Genomic DNA, 18,145 nt, shown 5'->3' on the forward strand with positions numbered 1-18,145 from the left:
CGCACAGGTTCCGAAGAGACAAGGCCACCCGTGTACTCCACGTATGGGCCCGTCGGCATGGGGATCAGCGCCCTGGCCGAGCGGGCGCTCGAGGCATCGCCCGTCCCTCATCGATCTCGACCCGACCCCGGCGACCCGGACTGGCGGAGCGTCACCGAGCTCTGCGAACCCGCGACATGGCAGGAGCTCGGTCGGCGATACTCCCACAGTCTGGGGACCCCGCACGCGGCGCCCGGGCTACTGTGCTCGCTCCAGCACTACGCCGGCCGGGCTCTCGGCCTCATGGTGGCGGCGTGGTGTGCGGACGGGACACTCCTGCATCCGGGCCATGACCGCTGGTGGGCACTGATCGACCGCGCCGGCGCGACACTCCAGGTGTCGCTGCCCGACACTCCGGTTCTCGGTCGCGAGCAGGACCCCGGCGCACTGGTCGACAGCATCCGGAGTCACGTCGATCCCCTGGTGGATGCGTGCGTGGACGCCGGCACCGTCACACGCAGGGCCGCTCTCGGGGGAATCGCGGCCTCGTGCGCTGGCGCATTCGGGGCCGCGTACCGGACCGTGGGGGGTCCACGGCGACGCGCGGTCGAGACGGACGCCGACGTCGTCACCGGCGCGTTCTCCGATCGACCGCTGGTGACGATGATCCGCTTGGGTGGCACGCCCGCGTTGGTGCACGACCGGCATTCGTGCTGTCTCATCCGGTTGGGAGCGCAGAGGTCCGAGTGTGACTCGTGTCCCCGGGTCCCCGAGGCGCAGCGGCGTTCGCGGCAACGGCACCGGCAAGAGCAACGGTTGCGGCGGGACCGTGGAGGCGTCCCAGGGAAGAGCACCCGATGACGGGCCTCGGGGTGGGCGTTCGTCCGAGCCGTCGGTCGCGGCCTGTCACCGACGCGGGCTCGGCCTCGTTCCGTACCGCCCGCAGGCTCCCGCCTGTCCCACTGGCGATCGTGCTCACCGCCCTGACGGCCATCAGCGTGGTCAGCTCGGTCGCCTTCGGTGCCGAGCACATCCCGGTCGGCGACGTGTGGCGGACGGTATGGGCGGCGATCACCGGCGGCGAGGCCGAGCGTGCGCACTCCATCATCATCCTCGACCTGCGGCTTCCCCGGTCGGTGCTCGCCGCGGTGGTGGGTGCGGGTCTCGCGCTCGCCGGAGCTGCGATGCAGACCCTCGTACGCAATCCCCTGGCCGACCCGTACCTCCTCGGGGTATCGGCGGGGGCCGCGGTGGGTGCCACCGCGGTGATCACGCTCGGCGTCTTCGGCGGTCTCGGCGTGTGGGCGCTGTCCGGGGGGGCGTTGCTCGGCGCGTTGGGAGCGACCGTGCTCGTCTATGCGGTCGCGAGCGCCACGGGTGGGCTCACCGCGCTGCGGCTGATTCTCGCCGGAGTCGTGTTGTCGGCGGCGTTCACCGCGGTGTCGTCGTTCATGGTCTTCGTGGCCACAGACTCGCGGGCGGCCGAGACGGTCATGCACTGGATGCTCGGCAGCGTCGCCGGGGCGACGTGGTCCACGGTGCCCCTCGCGGCGGGAGTCGTCGCGGTGGCTCTGGTGAGCGGGCTGCTCCTGCACTCGTGGCTCGACGCGTACGCGACCGGGTCCGACACGGCGGCCTCGCTCGGGGTGCCGGTGCGCGCGCTCCGGATCGGGCTGTTCGTCGCGCAGGGCCTGCTGGTGGGGGTTCTCGTGGCCGTGGCCGGGGGCGTCGGATTCGTGGGTTTGATCATCCCCCACGCCGCCCGCCTCGTCGTGGGTGCCACGCATCGCGCGATGCTGCCCGTCGCCGCGGCGGGGGGAGCACTCTTCCTGGTGTGGGTGGACGTGGTATCCCGGGTGATCGCCGCCCCCCAGGAGATGCCGCTCGGAATCGTCACAGGGATCATCGGTGCGCCGATCTTCCTGCTGCTCATGGGACGCCGCGCCTACACGTTCGGGAGCGCCTCGTGACGGGGGCGGGCGCCGTGCGCCTGGTCGCGGACGACTTGTCCTGTGCGAGGGGCAGGCGGATCGTCGTCTCCGGCGTTCATCTCGAGGTGCCGTCCGGATCGCGGCTCGCGCTGGTCGGTCCGAACGGCGCGGGAAAATCGACACTGCTCAGGGTGCTGGCGGGTCTGGACGCCCCGGTCTCGGGTTCGGTGACCGTGGACGGGGTCGACGTGCACAGGATGCGGTCCCGGCAGCGGGCACGGCTGATCGCGGTCCAGGGTCAGGAGGAGGCGCCCTCGGCTGAACTCACCCTGTCGGAGGCCGTGGCCCTCGGACGGACTCCGCATCGCACGCCATGGGCGTTGGGGGAGGAAGGCGAGCAGGACATCGTCGAGCAGGCGCTGCGGACGGTGGGCCTGGCCGGGCGTGGCGACCAGTCCTGTACGAGACTCTCCGGCGGTGAACGCCACCGGGTGGTGCTCGCGCGGACTCTGGCCCAGCGCACCCCGATGCTCATGCTCGACGAACCCACCAACCACCTCGACGCCGCCTGGCGGCTGCGATTGATGGACGCGCTCGAGACGCTGCGTTCCACCGTCGTGGCCGCCATCCACGACCTCGACCTGGTCCTGCGGTACTTCGATGCGGTCGCCGTCGTCGATGACGGCGGCATCGTCGCGTACGGGCCGCCCGTCGAGACATTCACCGCCGAGCTCCTCGACGAGGTCTTCGGCGTCCACGGCTACATCGTCGCCCACCCCCGCACCGGCCGACCCCACCTCCTCCTCGGAGACGCGGTCGCCACCACTACAGAAGGCAGGACCTACCCATGACACGTCCGATCATCACCGCAGGACCCGTCCTGGCGGTGACGCTGGCGCTCCTCTCCGCCTGCGGTTCCGACGCCGCCGCACCCGGCGGCGGCGGTCCCGGGGGCGAGGTCACCGTGGTCAACTGCGGGGAAGAGGTCACCTACCCCGAGACGGTGGACGAACTGTTCGCGTATGACCCGGGCATCATCTCGATCGCGCTGGCCGCCGGTGCCCGCGACCAGATCACCGCGGTGGCCGCGGCGTCCAAGGACGAGGACCTGCTGCGGTTGGCGTACGGCGACCAGATCGACGGACTCAACGAGGTCACCGAACAGGGTCCGACCCTGGAGAACGTGGTCGCGGCGCAACCCGACGTCGTCTTCGCCGGGTGGAACTACGGGTTCTCCGAGTCACGAGGACTGACCCCGGAGATCCTCGCCGGACACGATATCGGGGTCTATCAGCTCACGGAGGCGTGCCGCCAGACCGAGGGCGAAGCCCAGCGCGGGACCATGGACCCGTGGGACGCGCTCGACACCGACCTCCGCAACATCGGCATCATCACCGGGAACGCCGACGCGGGCGCAGCAGCCGCGGACGAGGTGGCCGAGCGGGTGGACGCTCTTCGCGCCCTTCCCGCCCCGCAGGACGCACCGACGGTGTTCCTGGTCGACAGCACGAGTGACACCATCCTGTCGTCCGGCTCGTTCGGCGGTCCACAGGGGATCATCGACGCGGCGGGGGCGCGAAATGCCACCGAGGACGTCGCCGACACCTGGACCAGCATCAGCTGGGAACGCCTCGCTGCCGAGGATCCGGATGTGATCGCGTTCGTCGAGTACGGCGAGCAGACCGTGGAGGACAAGATCGCCGCGCTCAAGGCTCACCCCGCCAGCCGTGGTCTCAAAGCCGTACGCGAGAACCGCTTCGTCAACCTCCCCTACGGCATGTGGGTGTCGAGCCCCCTCAACGTCGACGCGGCCGAGACGATCCGCGCAGTCCTGGAGAAGCACGGGCTCGTACCCCACACGGGCCTGACCCCCGGGCTGGACGTGTCCGAGCTCGGACTCGGGGGCAACGACTGGCTCTGAACCGGCAGATCGCAGCAGGGGCGGCAGGAGTGGGTGGGGACGTGTCGAGACGGCCCACGTGTCCGGGCCGATTACCGGGTTGTTCCCGGACGCGGCGTCGAGGAGCCGACGGCGATTTCGTCGACTCCCTGGCCGGAGCGTGCGTCGGGGCGAATCCAGCGCACTCGGCCCGGAGATCGTAGGTGGAGGTCGATGGTGTGACTCGCCGCGCCGTCCGGTGTGACCGTGACGCGACCGGCCGCGGTCCAGGTGGCGCCGTCCGGGGTGGTCACGATATCGGCTCTCCGACTGCTGGCCCGGGCCCGTGCGATGGTGGTCTCGTCGTGGACGGGTACGAGTTCGTCGTCGACCACCTCGCGGACCCGGAAGCTGTCCGGGCCGCCGCCTCGAAGCGCGCCATATCGCTCGGTCACCTGGGTGGTCAATCCCGGGTAGGTCAGGACGAAAAGGCGGTCGTCGACGAGGACGGTGTCGTCCCCGCCGTCGGTAGATACACGCCGCAGTGTCACTCCGGCCCGGTCGTTGTGATCGCAGCGGACGATCTCGTCTCCAGCGGTGATCCAACACCCCTCGCGGTCGGCATGGACTGCGCGAGTCCACATGGCGGCGGGCGGCTCGATCACCAGCGGCAGGAGGTACTCGGTGACGAGTGGCGGCGTGGATGCGGTGTCGATGTGGAGCAGAACCGGGTCGGACTTGTCCACCACCCACACGTCGTTCCCGCTGACGGAGATCGCTCCGGCGTCAAAACGGGTGGCAGGCTCAGGGACGTCATCGAGATCGAGGTCCACGAGGACTCCGGTGGGGTGGAAGGTCTGGCTGCCGGGCGGGACTCGCCAGTCGGGCCAATAGTGATCGGGCTGGCGGTCCGGGTCGCTCACCCGCTCGGTGCCGGGGACGGGTTGCTGTCCACTGCCAGTGTTCTCGTACTCTTGCTCGACCAGCTGCAGGCGCCGAACCCTGCCCGTCGTCGTGTCGGGATGCCCGGGCAGAGCTCTGACGAGGTCCGGGCAGAGACGGCCGTCCAGTCGAACGCGCCCGGAGAACGGTGCGTGGTGGAGCCACCGTGCGGTCCAGCCGTCACCGGCGACCGAGATCGGCCATGTCAGATAACCCTCGCGGTCCAGGCCCGGGGACATCCCGTGGACGGGGTGCACGGTGACGTGGAAGGTATCGACTCCCACAGCCGAGGGAGGGACGTCCGTCTCGAACAGCAGAGTCACGCTGATGACCTCTCCCACGGCCAATGGCGGCAGTGTCCCCTCCATGAAGATCGCGCTCGGGACGAACATCGAGAGTGTGTGATCCGGGGAGCTGCGATGCGCTGTGGACTCGCGCGCATCTGACGAGCCGGGGGAGGCGGCCGTTGACCTACGTTCGTCGCGCACCTCGGCGACACCGGACACTTCGATACGTAGGTCGGCGACCAGCGCATCCCCGACGCGTTCGGATTCTGCAGCCGCCTCGGCGGACTTCCACCCCGTCTCGGGGATCACGTTGGACTCCCAGTGCCTCATCCACCCAGCCAACCTGCGGGAGAGTGACTCCGAGAGCCCATAATCCTCCGGATCCATCGCGTACTTGTCGGTCCCGCTCTCCCACAGCGGGTGCTCACGGCCGTAGTCGGGAAAGAACCGGATGACCCGCTTGTCGCCGTCTGTCGCATAGACGGACTCCCATTGCTCCTCCACGTGCCGTCCCCCCACCCGCTGGCCTGTGAGGTAACCTACGGGTTCGACCATCGCGTGGTCGGTGATCAGATGTCGAGGGCGGGACTGTGACCATCTGATGGAGAGGAGGTCACCTTCGGCTCCCGGTGGGCCGACGAGCGCGGATCACCCGGTCACGGCCGCGTCAGCCCGCTCCGGGGCCGTTCCCGAGACGAGGTCCGCGAGGAGGTCGATCTGGCGCTCTTCGCCAGAACCGGGTGGCCACAGCAGGAGTGTGAGGAAGACCCGGACCGCCAACTGTGCGCGTCCGCTGTCGGGGGAGCCGAGGCCGATCAGGTCAATGGTCGTCGTGATCACCGTGGTCGACTCCAACAGTGCGTGAAACTCTGCGCTTCTGCCGACAGCGGGCAGGAACTGCGAGGCGATTCGGTCGTGGCGAGCGGCAGCCAGAGCCACGGTCAACGCGGTGATGGCACGGCGGCGCCCCGTGAGGCCTCTGACGTGGTCCTCCACAGCAGCAACGATGGAGCCGGAGGCGCGGCGGAGGACCTCCTCGATGATCACAGTGCGTCCGCCGACATGTCGATACACCGTCGCCCTCGAGCAGTGCGCGCGCCGCGCGAGTTCCGTGACGTCGAACCTGTCGATCCCCGCCTCCGCGATGAGTTCCGCGGCAACCGCTATGAGGCGGTCACGTGCAGCCCGGTCCCGTGAGTCGTCGAGCAACCAATCAGTAGCCATATCTCAGTGTGAGACAGATTCGTGCGACTGTCTCGGCTTTCTCCCGGCAGGGGGCCGGGGATGAGACGGACCACGGACCTCGGCGTGCGCGGGTGTCTCGGATCTCGGTCAGGGCCTCGACCACGTGGCATTTCCTGCGCCACTCTGTCGGCTATGACCACGACGCGAGAAGTGCCGCCATCGCTTCGGCCGGGGCACCCCGGGCCGGCCATCGAGCGCCTCGGACGAGTCGAAGTTCATCACCGCCGAGCACATCAGTATCGACGGCGGCGCCCAGTACTTCTGAGGTCCCGCCCGGCCGCTGAGGTCGCGGCCACCGTCGATGGGAAAGACGCCGGCACCGTGTCGAGCGGGAGGTGCCTTCCGTCACCGCACGATCACGAGTCGCCGGGCTCTGGGGCCCGGACCTCCTCCGGGATATGGGTGTCACGCTCCGGGGTCACCGACCCTGGTGTGTGGCAATTCGTCGAATCCGGCCATGTCAATGGACGTCTGCACTGGGTTGGCGGGCCCCGGGGTCCGACGAGGTCGGCTGCGGGAAGCGGCTCCATCCCGTGTACACGCGCTGGTACAGCACTGCCATCATCTTGGGGATGAACAGCATTGAGACGACGGGGGCCACCATCCAGGGGATGTTCATGAAGACGAACTTCAGGGCGAAGCCCCAGAAACCCTGTTCGATGTTGGCGAAGCTGTCCCGGGCTTCCGCGACGTAGTAGATGATGATGACCGCGGTCATCATCGCGAAGGCGAAATAGCACCACCACAGGATCCGGATGCGTCGACGGTCGTCGTCCTTCGTGCGCAGCAGCGGCAGCCAGTTGTAGAGCAGGATGCATCCGCCGATGGCCGCCACGGTCTCCATGCCGAAGAGGCCGGCGTCGCCGATCAGGTATCGGGTGTCGGCGGCTCCGTAGAAATACCAGAACCAGCCCCACCGGTCCTCGGCGGTGAGGTTCATATGGCCGAGGAGGTCTCCGATCAGCCAGGTGATCTCCCAGAGGACCTGACTTGACGCGGTGATCGGGATCCACACGATCATGAACTCGTTGAAACGCTCGAGCATGGTCCTGGTCTCGCCGGGATCGTCCCACCACGCCACCACCATCGGGATGATGATCGGGCCGCAGATCAGCGCGGCCGCGATGAAGCCGGCTGGCTCCGCATCCCACCAGTGCAGGACTACTCCCGCGAAGGGCACGACACAGATCACGAGGGCTGCGACCGTGGTCCAGATGTAGATGTCCTTGCGGCGTGTGCCCCAAGGGCGCCCGAAGTCGTGCGACAGATCTTGAGTGTTCGCTGCTCTGGTGGTCACGTTCGATTCCTCCGCTTTCCGCAATTGGTAATTCTGGATACTCCTACCAGAATTACGATTCTGGAAAACATAACAGTAGGTACAGTCGGTGGCAACAGCTTGCAGTGAGTCAGTCCGAGGGATGGAGAAGGGGAATGGCGCTTGACCGCGCGCCGACCGGGTCCGGAAGCCTGCGCAAGGCCCGACGAGAGATGTATCGCCAGCAGATCATGGCCGCGTCCGAGATGCGGTTCGCGGAAGTCGGCTTCGCCAACACCAAGATGAGTGACATCGCCCGGGCGGCGGAGGTCTCCCTCGCCACTGTCTATGCCTCGTTCGACGGAAAGGATGAGATCTGGGACGAGCTCAACTCAGTGCGCATGACGGAGCTCGTCGAATCGGCGACGTCAGCGATCGACGGGCTCGACTCGCCGGTCGAGCAGTTCGTCGCCGCCGCGGTCACGGTGGCCACGTTCTTCGCGGAGCACCCCGGTTTCCTGGATCTGCACATCAACGAAGGATTCAGCTGGGCGACTGCTCACGCCGCCGGAGTCGGACGTGGGAATCAGCAGGCGGCGTGGGAGATGGGGTTCGAGGCGCTCGCGGATCTCGCATCAATGGTGTCCCCGGACAGTGCCGCTGGTGGTGCCCGAGTGCTTGCCGGCCTCACGATCGCGAGTGTGCAGGTGCACCTCACGGAATGGGTTCGATCGGGGCGCGATCAACCGGCGGCCGAGGTGGCGGCGGAGGTCGGGGCGCACGTGAGACGGCTCCTCGAGGGGAGGTCTGCCGCGTCGGACCGGGAGGCCAGAGCCTGACGACGGTCAGCGGCAGGCCCACCATCACGGGCGGGTGTCCTCGGGGCTCAGTCGGCTCTGCCCGCCAGAGCGCCCCGGGACGTAGCGTCGCAACCACGAGGCTGTGACCCCGCCGCGGGGAGCAGCGTGTACACCTCCGCGATCGAGCGTCCCGCCGCCATCACCGTCGCGTCGGGGCGCACGACCGCTGCTCGGGCGCGGTGGGCGCGCAACCACTCTCCGAGGGGACTGTCGAGCGCGACGGCGACGGTGGTCCCGCCCCGGCGTGCGATCTCGAAGTCCTGCTCGGGGGTGGGGGTGTCCACGGTGAGGACCCGGAAACCGGTCGTGTGGTCGTCGAGGCGACCTCCGTCGTCGGACACCACGGCGTTGGGCACGAGGTGGCCGGCCAGGCCAGAGGCGCTCGGGGCCGAAATCCGCGGGGGAGCAACGGAGCCCAGCGCCCCGCGCCTGACGTAGTAGGACGGCTGGAGGGCAGGAGTCGTACTGTCGGTCAGTCTCCTCGCCAGACGCGGAACCGCGGCGAGGACGGGCGCGATCGTGCGGCGAAGGACATCACCTCCGTGACCGCCGCCGGTCATCGCGGCGCCAGTGGCCATCGCGAGACGGATGAGTCCGGTGCAGTGCGGGATGCGTTCCTGCTCATAGGAGTCGAGGGTCGACGACGACGCTCCGTCCTTCAGGACGGCGGCGAGCTTCCAGGCGAGGTTCGCGGCGTCACGCAGGCCCGCTCCCATTCCCTGGCCGATGAACGGTGGCGTCAGATGCGCGGCGTCGCCGAGAAGGAAGACGCGGCGGTCACGCCATCTCCGGGCTACGCGGGCCTGGAAGGTGTACTCAGCTGAACGGACCAACTCGAGGTCTGCGGCCTCTACGCCTGTGAGCCAGGGCCGCAGCAACGGCACCACCGCGTCGAGGTCGCGGTAGTCCTCGACGGATTCGTGCTCGAGCAGCTGGAACTCCCACCGGTAGCGGGTCTCGCCGATGCGCATGTAGGTGGCCGCTCTGTGGGTGTCGCACACCTGCGCCACCCCGTCCCACTGGCGTAGATCGGCCGACGTCTCGACATCGATGACGAGCCACCGCTGGCTGAATCCGAGGTCCCGCCACCCGGCTGAGATCGACGCGCGGGTGATGCTGCCGGCGCCGTCGCAACCGAGCAGGTAGCTGCCCCGGAACGTGATCGGCTCACCCGTGTCACGATCGGTCGCCGAGGCCGCGACACCTGTATCGGACTGATCGATTCCGGTCACCTCGACACCGGAACGCAGGGTGATGAGGTTCGCGCGCCGGGCCACGGCGGAGCGGAGGAGTGCCTCGAGCCGCGGCTGGTCGAACATGGACGCCGCCGGGAATCCGTTCGGACCCACGCCCGGGTCGCGGGGGAACTCGGCGATGACCCGCAACGAGGACGTGACCAGACGCAGGCCCAGGGCGGGGCGGGAGATCTCCGCGAACTCCGGGGCGAGCCCGAGTCGGGCGATGATCCGGTACACCTCGTCGTCGAGGTGCACCGCACGCGGCTGCGGGAAGATGCCCTCCCACCGCTCGAGGAGCATCGACGGCACCCCGAGGTCGGCCAGCAGCGCCGCCGCGGTGAGTCCGGTCGGTCCGGCGCCGACGATGAGGACAGGATCGGTGCCGTGGCTCATCGAACGCCCATCCGGGTCAGAGCGCCGACGGCCGCGTGCGCGGCGCCGGCGCCGACGACGACGGCGGGGACAGTGGCCGACCAGCTGTCCCCGACACGCCGGTGAGCCCAGCAGGCACCGCCAATCAATGAGCAGACCGCGATCGCGGACGCCGCCCCGACACGGGGGTGGCCCTCGCCGAGCAGGAGCCCGGCCACCCCGGCGAGCTCGCAGGCGCCGATGACGCGGAACGCCCGCCCGGAGAACCCGAGGTGACTGGCTCGCTCCCTCATCGGAGCGAGGGCGAGGACCTTCGCGGTGCCGGTGGCGGTGAGCACGAGCGCGACCCCACGCGCGGCGAGGGGGTGGGAATCGATCATGAGCGGGTGCGCCCGTCGCTCGGCGCCCACGTCCAGTGGATCGCGTAGCTGTCGAGGACGCGAGTCGCAGTGTCGACGTCTCCGGGCTGCTCGACCACGGCCACGACAGAACCGTCGACGATCCGAGCGTCCACCGGCGTGGGTGCCCCGGCCTCGGTGAGTGCCGCGCTGAGCGCGGTCTCGGTGGCGAGGGCTCGCAGCGCGAGCTTGTAGGGCTTGCCCACATCGGTGACCGGCAGCGAGTCGATGATGGTCACCTCTCGAGGGGCGGCTGCCGCCTCGGACACCCGGTCGCTCACCCACGCCTGCAGGCCGGCACCGGTCACCGTGGCGCCGTCCCGGATGGTGACGTATCCGACGGGTACTTCGCCCGCGTGCACGTCGGGACGACCGACCACCCCGGCGTCGGTGACATCGGGATGCTCGCGAAGAGCGTCCTCTATCGCGCGGGGATCGATGTTGTGCCCGCCGCGGATGATGAGGTCCTTGGCGCGGCCGGTGAGGGTCACGAACCCGCGTTCGTCGACAGACCCCAGATCGCCGGTATCCAGCCACCCATCTCGAACAGACCCACCGTCATCGAGGTCGAACCCGTCCTCGCCGCGACGGCGGATGTAGCCGGCGAACACGGTGGGGCCCGACACGACGAGCCGCCCGACGGAACCGGCGGGCACCTCCTGCCAGTCCTCGTCGACGGCGCGGAGCTGCTGATACGGCAGGCGCTGCCCGACCGAGCCGGCGGGCTGACCGTCGAAGAAGCTGCGCACGCTGGCGCAGGTCGCCTCGGTGAGACCATAGCCCTCGAGGAGGCGGACTCCCGTGTGAGACTCGAATCCTTCACGCACCGCGGATGGCAGCATCGACGCCCCGACGAGGCACGCTCTGAGGCTGGAGATGTCGGCGTCGACAGGACACTGCGCGAGCACCGAGTAGACGGTGGGAACGGCACTCATCCCGGAGATCCGGTGGGCCTGGACGAGGTGCCAGAACACGCCGTACAGGGCGAGGTCGCGGTACCCCAGAGGCCCCGCCCACACGACGGTCTGGCCGCGCAGCATCGGCGCGAGCACGGTGACGATCAACGCATTGACGTGAAACAACGGTAGCGCCGCGAAGACGACGGAGTCCTCGTCGAGCACGGTGTTCGCCGCGATCATCCACGCGTTGGAGACCTCATAGCGATGCGTGTGACCGGCCAGCTTGGGCACGCCGGTGGTCCCGCCGGTGTGGAACAGTGCGGCGAGGTCGTCGGCACCACGAACCTCCTCGACCGCGACGCGGGGGACCTCGGCCGAATCGAGGTAGGCGACGGTGACGTCGCCCAGATCGGGTACCTCGGGCAGGGAGTCGGCCCCGGTGGGGCGGAGGAGGAACACCGTGTCGATCACCGTGCTGGCCAGGATGTCGTCAAGCCGCGAGAACACCTCGGGGTCGAGGTCCTGCCCGGCGGCGACGAGAACCCGCGAGCCCGATCTGCCGATCAGTTCGGCCACGTGGTCGGCGTTCATGGCCGGGTTGATCGGAGCGGCAACGCCTGCGCGCTGCGCCGCCAAGATCACCTCGATCAGTTCGACACAGTTCGGCGCCAGCAGGGTGACCGCGTCCTGACTGCCGACCCCCGCGGCGCGGAGGGCCGCGGCATGTCTGTCGACGGCGTCGAGCAACTGGGCATACGTGCGGTCGGTGGTCTGCTGCCACCGGGTCGCGTCGGGCATGACGCGCAGCGCGGTGCGTTCAGGCCATTGCTCGGCCGCGCGGGCGAGGACCGCGTATGTCGATACCGGCAACCCGCGCGCGTCGAGCGGTGTCTGTTCGATCACCGCGACGTCCTCGGGGGTGTCGTAGGCCGGCCACAACGACGCCGATGAGGTGGGGGTGATCATGCGTAGCGCACCACGTTGCGCTGCATGCCCAGGTCGAGAGTCCCGTCGCCCGCACGGACCGACGTCTCCACGATGTCGCCGTCCTGCAGGTACTTGGGGTTGCCGGCCTGCCGCTTGAAGAACGCCTTCCACTTCAGGTGCGGCGGGAGCAGCGCTCCGATCATCTCGATGGGTTTCGCGGGTGCGGTGAGCGCGGTTCCTCCGGGGGTGCCGGTCAGCAGCAGGTCTCCGGCATCGACGCGCTGGAATCTGTTCAAGGTCCGGACCGCCTGCAGTGGGCTGTAGATCATGTCGGCGACGGTGCTGTTCTGACGTGTCACCCCGTTCACCCTCAGCTCGAGGGTGAGCGTGGAGAACTTTTCCCACTCGCCGGGTTCCAGCAGCACCAGGACGGGGCCGACCGGGGTGAAGCCGGGGTAGGACTTCGCTTCGTAGAACTGCGTCTTGGGCAGCTGAACGTCGCGCGCTGAGACGTCGTTGGTGATCACGAGGCCGGCAACGGCGTCGGCGAGGGTCTGCTCGTCGATGGTGGTTCCGACGGGCAGGCTGGTCCCGAAGACCACCCCGATCTCGACCTCGTAGTCCAACAGTCGGACGTGCGCGGGTTTGACGATGTCGTCGTTCGGCCCGACGATCGAGCCCGAGGCCTTGCGGAAGAACGTCAGTGGAACCTTGTCGGGGTTCATGCCGGAATCGCGGACGTGTGAGACGTAGTTGGTCATCTGCGCGATCACGCGGCAGGGCGCGGTGACCGGCGACTGCAGGGCCAGACTCGACGGGTCCACGGTCTCGCCGTCGTCGGTCGTCGCACGGACGACGGCCTGGCGGTCCGCGATCAGCTCGGCGGTGGAGGTCGCGCGGGTGTCGACGCGACGGGCGCCGGCGGGCACCAGCACCCACCACGCGTCGGCGGTACGGAGGACGGACAAGCTCATGTGCGGGCTACTTTCATCAGGCCGAAGAGGCGTTGGACGTCGAACTCGTTGTCGGACTCGCGCAGTGACGCGAGGATCGAGGTGAACTCGCGCAGTGCGGCGCGGCCGGGCTTGATGCCCAGGAAGTCTGCGGTGGCCGGCGGGCCCCACTGGTTGAGGCCCGAGGCCGTCATCGGGGCCCACCCGGCGGCGACAGTGCTGTCGAAGTGGTCCCCGTCCGTGAAGTGCTCCACCAGGAATCCGTCCGGATCGCGCCAGTAGTCGAAGAGCTGGCTGCCCTGAATGTGTCTACCCAGTCCCCACGAGTGGTCGTATCCCCGGTCCAGCAGGTACTCGCTCCCGGCGGCCAGAGCGTCGATATCACAGACCTGGTACGCCGAGTGGACGTAGCGGTCGGCGGGGCCGAGTGTCAGGGCCAGGGTGTGGTGGTCGGCCACCTCGCCGCCACGGTCGCACCGGATGAAGCTCATCACGGGCCCGCGGTCACGCTGTCCGGGGTAGTAGAGGAAGTCGCTGACGATCATCCCCAGGTTGTGCAGGTACCAGTTGAGTGACGCCAGGTAGCGCGTCGACGAGAGCACCACGTGGCCGAGCCTCTCGACGAGCGCCGGTGCGCGCGGGGGCCGCTGAGTGCTGTTGACCCGGGTGCGGTGGGCCTCGAAGTTGAACGGGTTGCGCACCCTCTGCAGGGGCAGCGCAGGCCATTCGGTGACTCCCGAGACCACCCGCACGCGGCATCCGCTCGGATCCCGGGTGGTCACCGCGTGCCCTCCCAGGGTGTCGCCGAGAGACTCCACGGGCCGTCCCCACTCGGAGGCCAGAGTGTGGACGTCGGCGGAGTCGGCCGCACGGAAAGCCGCGGCGGTGAAGGCGGTGCGCGGGGCGCGGCGAACGATGACGCAGGGCGGACCCGGCAGGGCGCCCCGGAGATGCAGCTCGTCGGGTGTCTGGAAGGTGGGGGTGAAACCGAAGTCCACCGCGAACGCCGCGGTACGCGTGAGATCGGGCTTGTCGAACTCCAGCCACGCGATGTCGTGGACCTTCACCACCGGGTTCGGCCGGCGTCCGGGGTGCTCCCCGGGCAGCGCGCCCTCGTCGGCGTGCAGCCCCTCGTGCACGTCGTGGCTGACCGTCATCGCGCCTCCCCGTCATTGTGGTTGACGATATCGTCATATACGCCGCAAGCGTCAGTCAAGTCCGTTGACGAATTCGTCACGGGTGCGTATGAGACCATGTGACTCTGCCTGGAAGGAGTGTGTGATGGTTCAGGCCGACCCGGGTGCTCTCACACGCGCTCAGCGACGCAAGGCCCAGACCCGGCGGTCCCTCATCGGTGCCGCCCAGCAGCTCATGGCGCAGGGGCGGACCGCGGTGTCGGTCCTCGACATCACCACGATGGCCGACGTCGGCAACGGCTCGTTCTACAACCACTTCTCGACCAAGGAGGAGTTGTTCGAGGCGGCGGTGTTCGCCGTTGTCGAGGACCACGCCGATCTGCTGGATGGTCTCACCGAGGGGATGGACGATCCGGCTCAGGCGTTCACCCAGAGCTTCCGCCTGACCGGTCGGCTGCATCGCAGGCACCCAGAATTGAGCAGAGTCGTGGTCAATCACGGTCTGTCGGTCCTCTCCAGCGCCGACGCGGGCCTGCTTCCCCGCGCGCGTCGCGATATCGAGGCCGCGGTCGCCGCCCGGCGGTTCGTCGCCGCCGACATCGACGTGGCCCTGACCGTCGTCTCCGGGGCCGCGCTGACGCTGGCGTTGCTGCTGCACGATCAGCCCGAACGCGACGACGCGGCCACGACCGACGCCGTCACCGCCCACGTCCTGCGCGCCCTGGGTGTGAGCGAGGACGAGGCCGCGGCGCTCATCGCCCTTCCGTTGCCGGCCTGGGACTGATCTCACCGACTCGACCGGGCGTGGCGTGACGAGGTGGGTCAGGTGGCGGTCGCTGCGACCCGCACCATCTCGTCGATCGACACCAGTTTGCGTCGGCGGCGGCCGTCGCTGCGTCCGGCTGCCCGTTCGTGCTCGTCGATCGCGGCCCACCCGGCTGCGTCGATCCGGTGGCCGCGCCGCTCGGTGATCACGGCGTCGATGTCGTCCTCGCTGATCACGGGACCCGGCAGGCGGTGCTGCGTCCAGTCGGCGAGAACGGCCTCGGCGGTCTCCAGACCGCATCGCCTGTTGGCGCCGATCCCGCCCCGGGCGCCGCGCTTGATCCACCCAGCGACGTAGACGCCGACGATCGGGGATCCGTTCTCGGTCACCCGTCCCTCCTCGTTGGGGATGACGGTGGCACCGGTGTCGAACGGGAGGCCGGGGAATGGGTCTGCGCGATACCCGATCGACCGGATCACCATGGAGGCGGGCGCTGTCGTCTCCGGGCCTGTCGGGCGCACGCGACCGGTGCCATCAGCCCTGTAGGCCATGCGCGAGACCCGCACTCCCGAGACGCCGTCGTGGTCGCCGAGGATGGCGGTGGGGGAGGACAGATAACGGAACACGACCGAGCGAGCCGCGCCTGTCGGGGTTCGGGCCGCGTAGCGGCGGGCGAGGCGCAACTTGGTGGCGGTCGTGGGGTCCAGCGTTCGCGCCTGTTCGTCCCGGTGGGTCCGGGGGTCGAGAACGAGGTCAGCCGGGTCCACGATCACGTCCACGCCGGAGAGGGAGGCGAATGCCTGGAACTCGGAGTTGGTGTACGCGGCGTGTGCCGGGCCGCGTCTGCCCAGGATGGTCACGTGTCGCACCTGCGATTGACGAAGGGCCCGGAGTGCGTGATCGGCGATATCGGTGCGCGCCAGCTCGTCGGGATCTGTCACGAGGATCCGTGCCGTATCTAGGGCCACGTTGCCGTTACCCACGATCACGACGGACTCGCCGCTCAGGTCCATCGCGTCGTCGGCGTGGTCGGGGTGGCCGTTGTACCAGGCCACGAAATCCGTGGCGGCGAGTGATCCGGGTAGGTCCTCGCCGGGGATGGACAGCGCGCGGTCAGCGGCCGCACCGGTGGCGACGATCACCGCGTGATACCTCGCGCGGAGTTCGTCGAGAGTGAGATCGACTCCCACCTCGACGTTGAGGAAGTAGCGGAACGCCTCGCGAGAGGCGGTCGCCGAGAACGTCCGCTCGACGCCCTTGGTCGCTGCGTGATCCGGGGCGACACCGGCGCGCACCAGACCATAGGGGGTGGGGAGGCTATCGAACATGTCGACCGTGACGCCGCGGTGACGCAGCAGTTCGCCCGAGGTGTAGAAGGCCGCCGGCCCGGCACCGATGACCGCCACCCGCAGGGCGCCGGGCCCGGAGGCGTGTGCGGGTCGAGGCGGGGTCCACGATCGGACGATGTCGCGTCCCCGGAAGTAGTCGGCATTCATCTCCGGAAAGGCCGAGTCCGGCGGCAGGAGGTCGTCCGGGACGATGGCGTCGACCGGACACTCATCCACGCACGCCCCGCAGTCGATGCAGGCGTCGGGGTCGATATGCAGCATCTCCGCCCGGGTGAAGTCGGGTGTTCCGGGTGTGGGATGAATGCAGTTCACCGGACAGACAGTGACGCAGCTCGCGTCGTTGCAGCACGGCCGCGTGATGACATGGGCCACCGGGGTCCTCCTTGGATGGTCATGTACCGCCCGCTTGAGGCGGACGGCGTTCACTCAGCGGAACGAGGCCCGGAAGGACTCGAAGCCCTGAAGGCAGTTGTTGCGCAGCAGTTCGGGTTCGCTGACCTCGATGGACGAGACGCGCGGGACCATTGCCCGCAGCAAGGTCTGCATCTCCAGCTTCGCCAGTTGCATGCCGACGCAGGTGTGCACGCCGTGCCCCCATCCGACATTGCTCCCACGCCACTCCAGCGAGAACTCCTCGGGGTTGTGGAAGTGCCGCTCGTCGCTGTTGGCGGAGGCGAACACCACCGCGACACGGTCCCTCGGGCGCAGCTGGACCCCACCGAGCTCGGTTTGCGCGGCGACGGATCGGGTGAACGACCGGACCGGCGAGGCTATCCGCACTGCTTCCACCACCGCTGTCGGGATCAGGTCCGGGTCTCGCCGCAGCCGTTCCCACAGCCCGGGAGTCGTCCCCAGGCTCCAGAGGAGTTGGCCGGTCGACAGGATCGTGGTGTCCAGACTCGGTGCGACGAAGTCGATGATCATGTTCTTGGCCTCGACTCGGCCGATCTCTCCCCGGTCAGCGGCATCGAGGACCGTCGACGCCCACCCGCCGGGTGTCACGTTCCGGCGGCCGACCGCCAACGTGTAGAGGAACAGGCCGAGCGATCCGCGGAGTGAACCACGCGCACGCCGGTTCGCTGAACCGAGACCGTCGAACGTCGACTGGCCCCAGTTGAGCATCTGCTCCGGGGTCACCTTCACTCCGACCAGTTCGGCGACCGCCTGGACCGGCAGGCGGGTCGCGAAGTCGGCGATGCCGTCGAAGTGATCCTGTGCCAACAGCCGGTCGACGGTGTCCGCGGCCTCCTGCTCCATTGTGGGCAGCGACGGACGTATCGCACGCGAGGTCAGAGACTGCATGAGGATCATCCGACGGGTCATGTGCGTGTCGTCGTCACTCGCGAGCGTGGTGTAGTGCCCGAGAGTGTTGGCGACCGGATTGGCGGCCACGCCTCTGCCACTGCGGAAGGTCGCATCGTCGCGTAGGGCCAGCCGAACGTCGTCGAACCGGCCGATCGCGAACATCCGATGACGCGGGAGCCAGACGACGGGGCCCGCGTCCCGGATTCTGCTGTACACCTCGTGCGGTCTGTCGATCACCTCGTCGCCGTACAGATCGACGTCGACCACCGGCGCCCCACGGTGGGTGGCGGTCCGGAGGAGAGAGTGTCGAAGCGTCATCGGCCCGTCCTGGTCTCACGAGTCGCACCGGCGTTCGCCGCTCGAGATGATTCCGTCATTGCTGACGAAATCATCATCCAAAGATGTGGCAAAGGTCAAGTGATGT

General features: G+C 68.8%; 16 protein-coding genes. 6 read left to right on the forward strand and 10 right to left on the reverse strand.

The features are described 5' to 3' along the window. Positions 1-30 precede the first annotated feature (30 nt). Genes CT688_RS05385 through CT688_RS05400 form a run of 4 tightly spaced genes read left to right on the forward strand, consistent with a single transcriptional unit; the run spans position 31 to position 3,831 of the window. Complete coding sequence (locus tag CT688_RS05385) at positions 31-840, forward strand: hypothetical protein (protein ID WP_107756058.1); 810 nt, start codon at positions 31-33, stop codon at positions 838-840. Continuing rightward, positions 837-1,949 carry an iron ABC transporter permease gene (locus CT688_RS05390; RefSeq protein WP_231750508.1) on the forward strand — a complete coding sequence of 371 codons (1,113 nt, stop codon included), beginning with the start codon at positions 837-839 and terminating at the stop codon, positions 1,947-1,949. The genes CT688_RS05385 and CT688_RS05390 overlap by 4 nt, the downstream gene beginning before the upstream one ends. Next, positions 1,946-2,761: an ABC transporter ATP-binding protein gene (locus CT688_RS05395; protein WP_107756059.1), complete on the forward strand. Its 816-nt coding sequence runs from the start codon at positions 1,946-1,948 to the stop codon at positions 2,759-2,761. The genes CT688_RS05390 and CT688_RS05395 overlap by 4 nt, the downstream gene beginning before the upstream one ends. Continuing rightward, positions 2,758-3,831 carry an ABC transporter substrate-binding protein gene (locus CT688_RS05400; protein WP_107756060.1) on the forward strand — a complete coding sequence of 358 codons (1,074 nt, stop codon included), beginning with the start codon at positions 2,758-2,760 and terminating at the stop codon, positions 3,829-3,831. Before CT688_RS05395 ends, CT688_RS05400 begins: the two co-directional genes overlap by 4 nt. A gap of 71 nt (positions 3,832-3,902) precedes the next feature. Here the strand turns inward: CT688_RS05400 and CT688_RS05405 are convergent, their stop codons facing one another. The 3 genes from CT688_RS05405 to CT688_RS05415 form a co-directional block, all read right to left on the reverse strand. Continuing rightward, on the reverse strand, positions 3,903-5,573 hold the full coding sequence (locus CT688_RS05405) for a hypothetical protein (RefSeq protein ID WP_156607134.1): 1,671 nt from the start codon (positions 5,571-5,573) through the stop codon (positions 3,903-3,905). Positions 5,574-5,666: 93 nt separating this feature from the next. Further along, a complete protein-coding gene (locus CT688_RS05410) occupies positions 5,667-6,242 on the reverse strand; it encodes a TetR/AcrR family transcriptional regulator (protein ID WP_107756062.1) in 576 nt (191 codons plus the stop codon). 481 nt (positions 6,243-6,723) lie between these two features. Beyond that, the gene (locus tag CT688_RS05415) at positions 6,724-7,560 is read right to left on the reverse strand and encodes an Emopamil-binding protein (protein WP_107756063.1); all 837 of its coding nucleotides are present in this window, start codon (positions 7,558-7,560) and stop codon (positions 6,724-6,726) included. A gap of 134 nt (positions 7,561-7,694) precedes the next feature. On the opposite strand from CT688_RS05415, the gene CT688_RS05420 reads away from it, so the two are divergent. Continuing rightward, positions 7,695-8,357, forward strand: coding sequence for a TetR/AcrR family transcriptional regulator (locus tag CT688_RS05420; protein WP_107756064.1), 663 nt, complete (start codon positions 7,695-7,697; stop codon positions 8,355-8,357). Between the two features lie 47 nt (positions 8,358-8,404). On the opposite strand, the gene CT688_RS05425 is transcribed toward CT688_RS05420, so the two are convergent. Genes CT688_RS05425 through CT688_RS05445 form a run of 5 tightly spaced genes read right to left on the reverse strand, consistent with a single transcriptional unit; the run spans position 8,405 to position 14,322 of the window. Beyond that, on the reverse strand, positions 8,405-10,009 hold the full coding sequence (locus CT688_RS05425) for a bifunctional 3-(3-hydroxy-phenyl)propionate/3-hydroxycinnamic acid hydroxylase (protein WP_107756065.1): 1,605 nt from the start codon (positions 10,007-10,009) through the stop codon (positions 8,405-8,407). After that, complete coding sequence (locus CT688_RS05430; RefSeq protein ID WP_156607135.1) at positions 10,006-10,368, reverse strand: DoxX family protein; 363 nt, start codon at positions 10,366-10,368, stop codon at positions 10,006-10,008. The genes CT688_RS05425 and CT688_RS05430 overlap by 4 nt, the downstream gene beginning before the upstream one ends. Further along, positions 10,365-12,251, reverse strand: a complete 1,887-nt coding sequence (locus CT688_RS05435) for an acyl-CoA synthetase (RefSeq protein WP_107756067.1) — start codon at positions 12,249-12,251, stop codon at positions 10,365-10,367. Before CT688_RS05435 ends, CT688_RS05430 begins: the two co-directional genes overlap by 4 nt. Further along, positions 12,248-13,186: a fumarylacetoacetate hydrolase family protein gene (locus CT688_RS05440; RefSeq protein WP_107756068.1), complete on the reverse strand. Its 939-nt coding sequence runs from the start codon at positions 13,184-13,186 to the stop codon at positions 12,248-12,250. The genes CT688_RS05435 and CT688_RS05440 overlap by 4 nt, the downstream gene beginning before the upstream one ends. Continuing rightward, positions 13,183-14,322 (reverse strand): VOC family protein, encoded by a 1,140-nt coding sequence (locus CT688_RS05445; protein WP_107756069.1) that lies wholly within the window; start codon positions 14,320-14,322, stop codon positions 13,183-13,185. Before CT688_RS05445 ends, CT688_RS05440 begins: the two co-directional genes overlap by 4 nt. 124 nt (positions 14,323-14,446) lie before the next feature. On the opposite strand from CT688_RS05445, the gene CT688_RS05450 reads away from it, so the two are divergent. Continuing rightward, the gene (locus CT688_RS05450) at positions 14,447-15,085 is read left to right on the forward strand and encodes a TetR/AcrR family transcriptional regulator (protein ID WP_107756070.1); all 639 of its coding nucleotides are present in this window, start codon (positions 14,447-14,449) and stop codon (positions 15,083-15,085) included. 38 nt (positions 15,086-15,123) lie between these two features. Here the strand turns inward: CT688_RS05450 and CT688_RS05455 are convergent, their stop codons facing one another. Next, a complete protein-coding gene (locus CT688_RS05455; protein ID WP_107756071.1) occupies positions 15,124-16,788 on the reverse strand; it encodes an FAD-dependent oxidoreductase in 1,665 nt (554 codons plus the stop codon). A gap of 54 nt (positions 16,789-16,842) precedes the next feature. Then, the gene (locus tag CT688_RS05460; protein WP_107756072.1) at positions 16,843-18,039 is read right to left on the reverse strand and encodes a cytochrome P450; all 1,197 of its coding nucleotides are present in this window, start codon (positions 18,037-18,039) and stop codon (positions 16,843-16,845) included. Positions 18,040-18,145 lie beyond the last annotated feature (106 nt).

The sequence above is a fragment of the Dietzia sp. JS16-p6b genome, from assembly GCF_003052165.1.
Lineage (GTDB): Bacteria > Actinomycetota > Actinomycetes > Mycobacteriales > Mycobacteriaceae > Dietzia.

What these genes read in the sequence shown, in the direction of transcription:
- CT688_RS05390 (WP_231750508.1), top strand. Translation starts at nt 837, where the DNA reads ATGACGGGCCTCGGGGTGGGCGTTCGTCCGAGCCGTCGGTCGCGGCCT.
- CT688_RS05400 (WP_107756060.1), top strand. Translation starts at nt 2,758, where the DNA reads ATGACACGTCCGATCATCACCGCAGGACCCGTCCTGGCGGTGACGCTG.
- CT688_RS05405 (WP_156607134.1), bottom strand. Translation starts at nt 5,573, where the DNA reads ATGGTCGAACCCGTAGGTTACCTCACAGGCCAGCGGGTGGGGGGACGG.
- CT688_RS05410 (WP_107756062.1), bottom strand. Translation starts at nt 6,242, where the DNA reads ATGGCTACTGATTGGTTGCTCGACGACTCACGGGACCGGGCTGCACGT.
- CT688_RS05420 (WP_107756064.1), top strand. Translation starts at nt 7,695, where the DNA reads ATGGCGCTTGACCGCGCGCCGACCGGGTCCGGAAGCCTGCGCAAGGCC.
- CT688_RS05425 (WP_107756065.1), bottom strand. Translation starts at nt 10,009, where the DNA reads ATGAGCCACGGCACCGATCCTGTCCTCATCGTCGGCGCCGGACCGACC.
- CT688_RS05430 (WP_156607135.1), bottom strand. Translation starts at nt 10,368, where the DNA reads ATGATCGATTCCCACCCCCTCGCCGCGCGTGGGGTCGCGCTCGTGCTC.
- CT688_RS05435 (WP_107756067.1), bottom strand. Translation starts at nt 12,251, where the DNA reads ATGATCACCCCCACCTCATCGGCGTCGTTGTGGCCGGCCTACGACACC.
- CT688_RS05440 (WP_107756068.1), bottom strand. Translation starts at nt 13,186, where the DNA reads ATGAGCTTGTCCGTCCTCCGTACCGCCGACGCGTGGTGGGTGCTGGTG.
- CT688_RS05445 (WP_107756069.1), bottom strand. Translation starts at nt 14,322, where the DNA reads ATGACGGTCAGCCACGACGTGCACGAGGGGCTGCACGCCGACGAGGGC.
- CT688_RS05450 (WP_107756070.1), top strand. Translation starts at nt 14,447, where the DNA reads ATGGTTCAGGCCGACCCGGGTGCTCTCACACGCGCTCAGCGACGCAAG.
- CT688_RS05460 (WP_107756072.1), bottom strand. Translation starts at nt 18,039, where the DNA reads ATGACGCTTCGACACTCTCTCCTCCGGACCGCCACCCACCGTGGGGCG.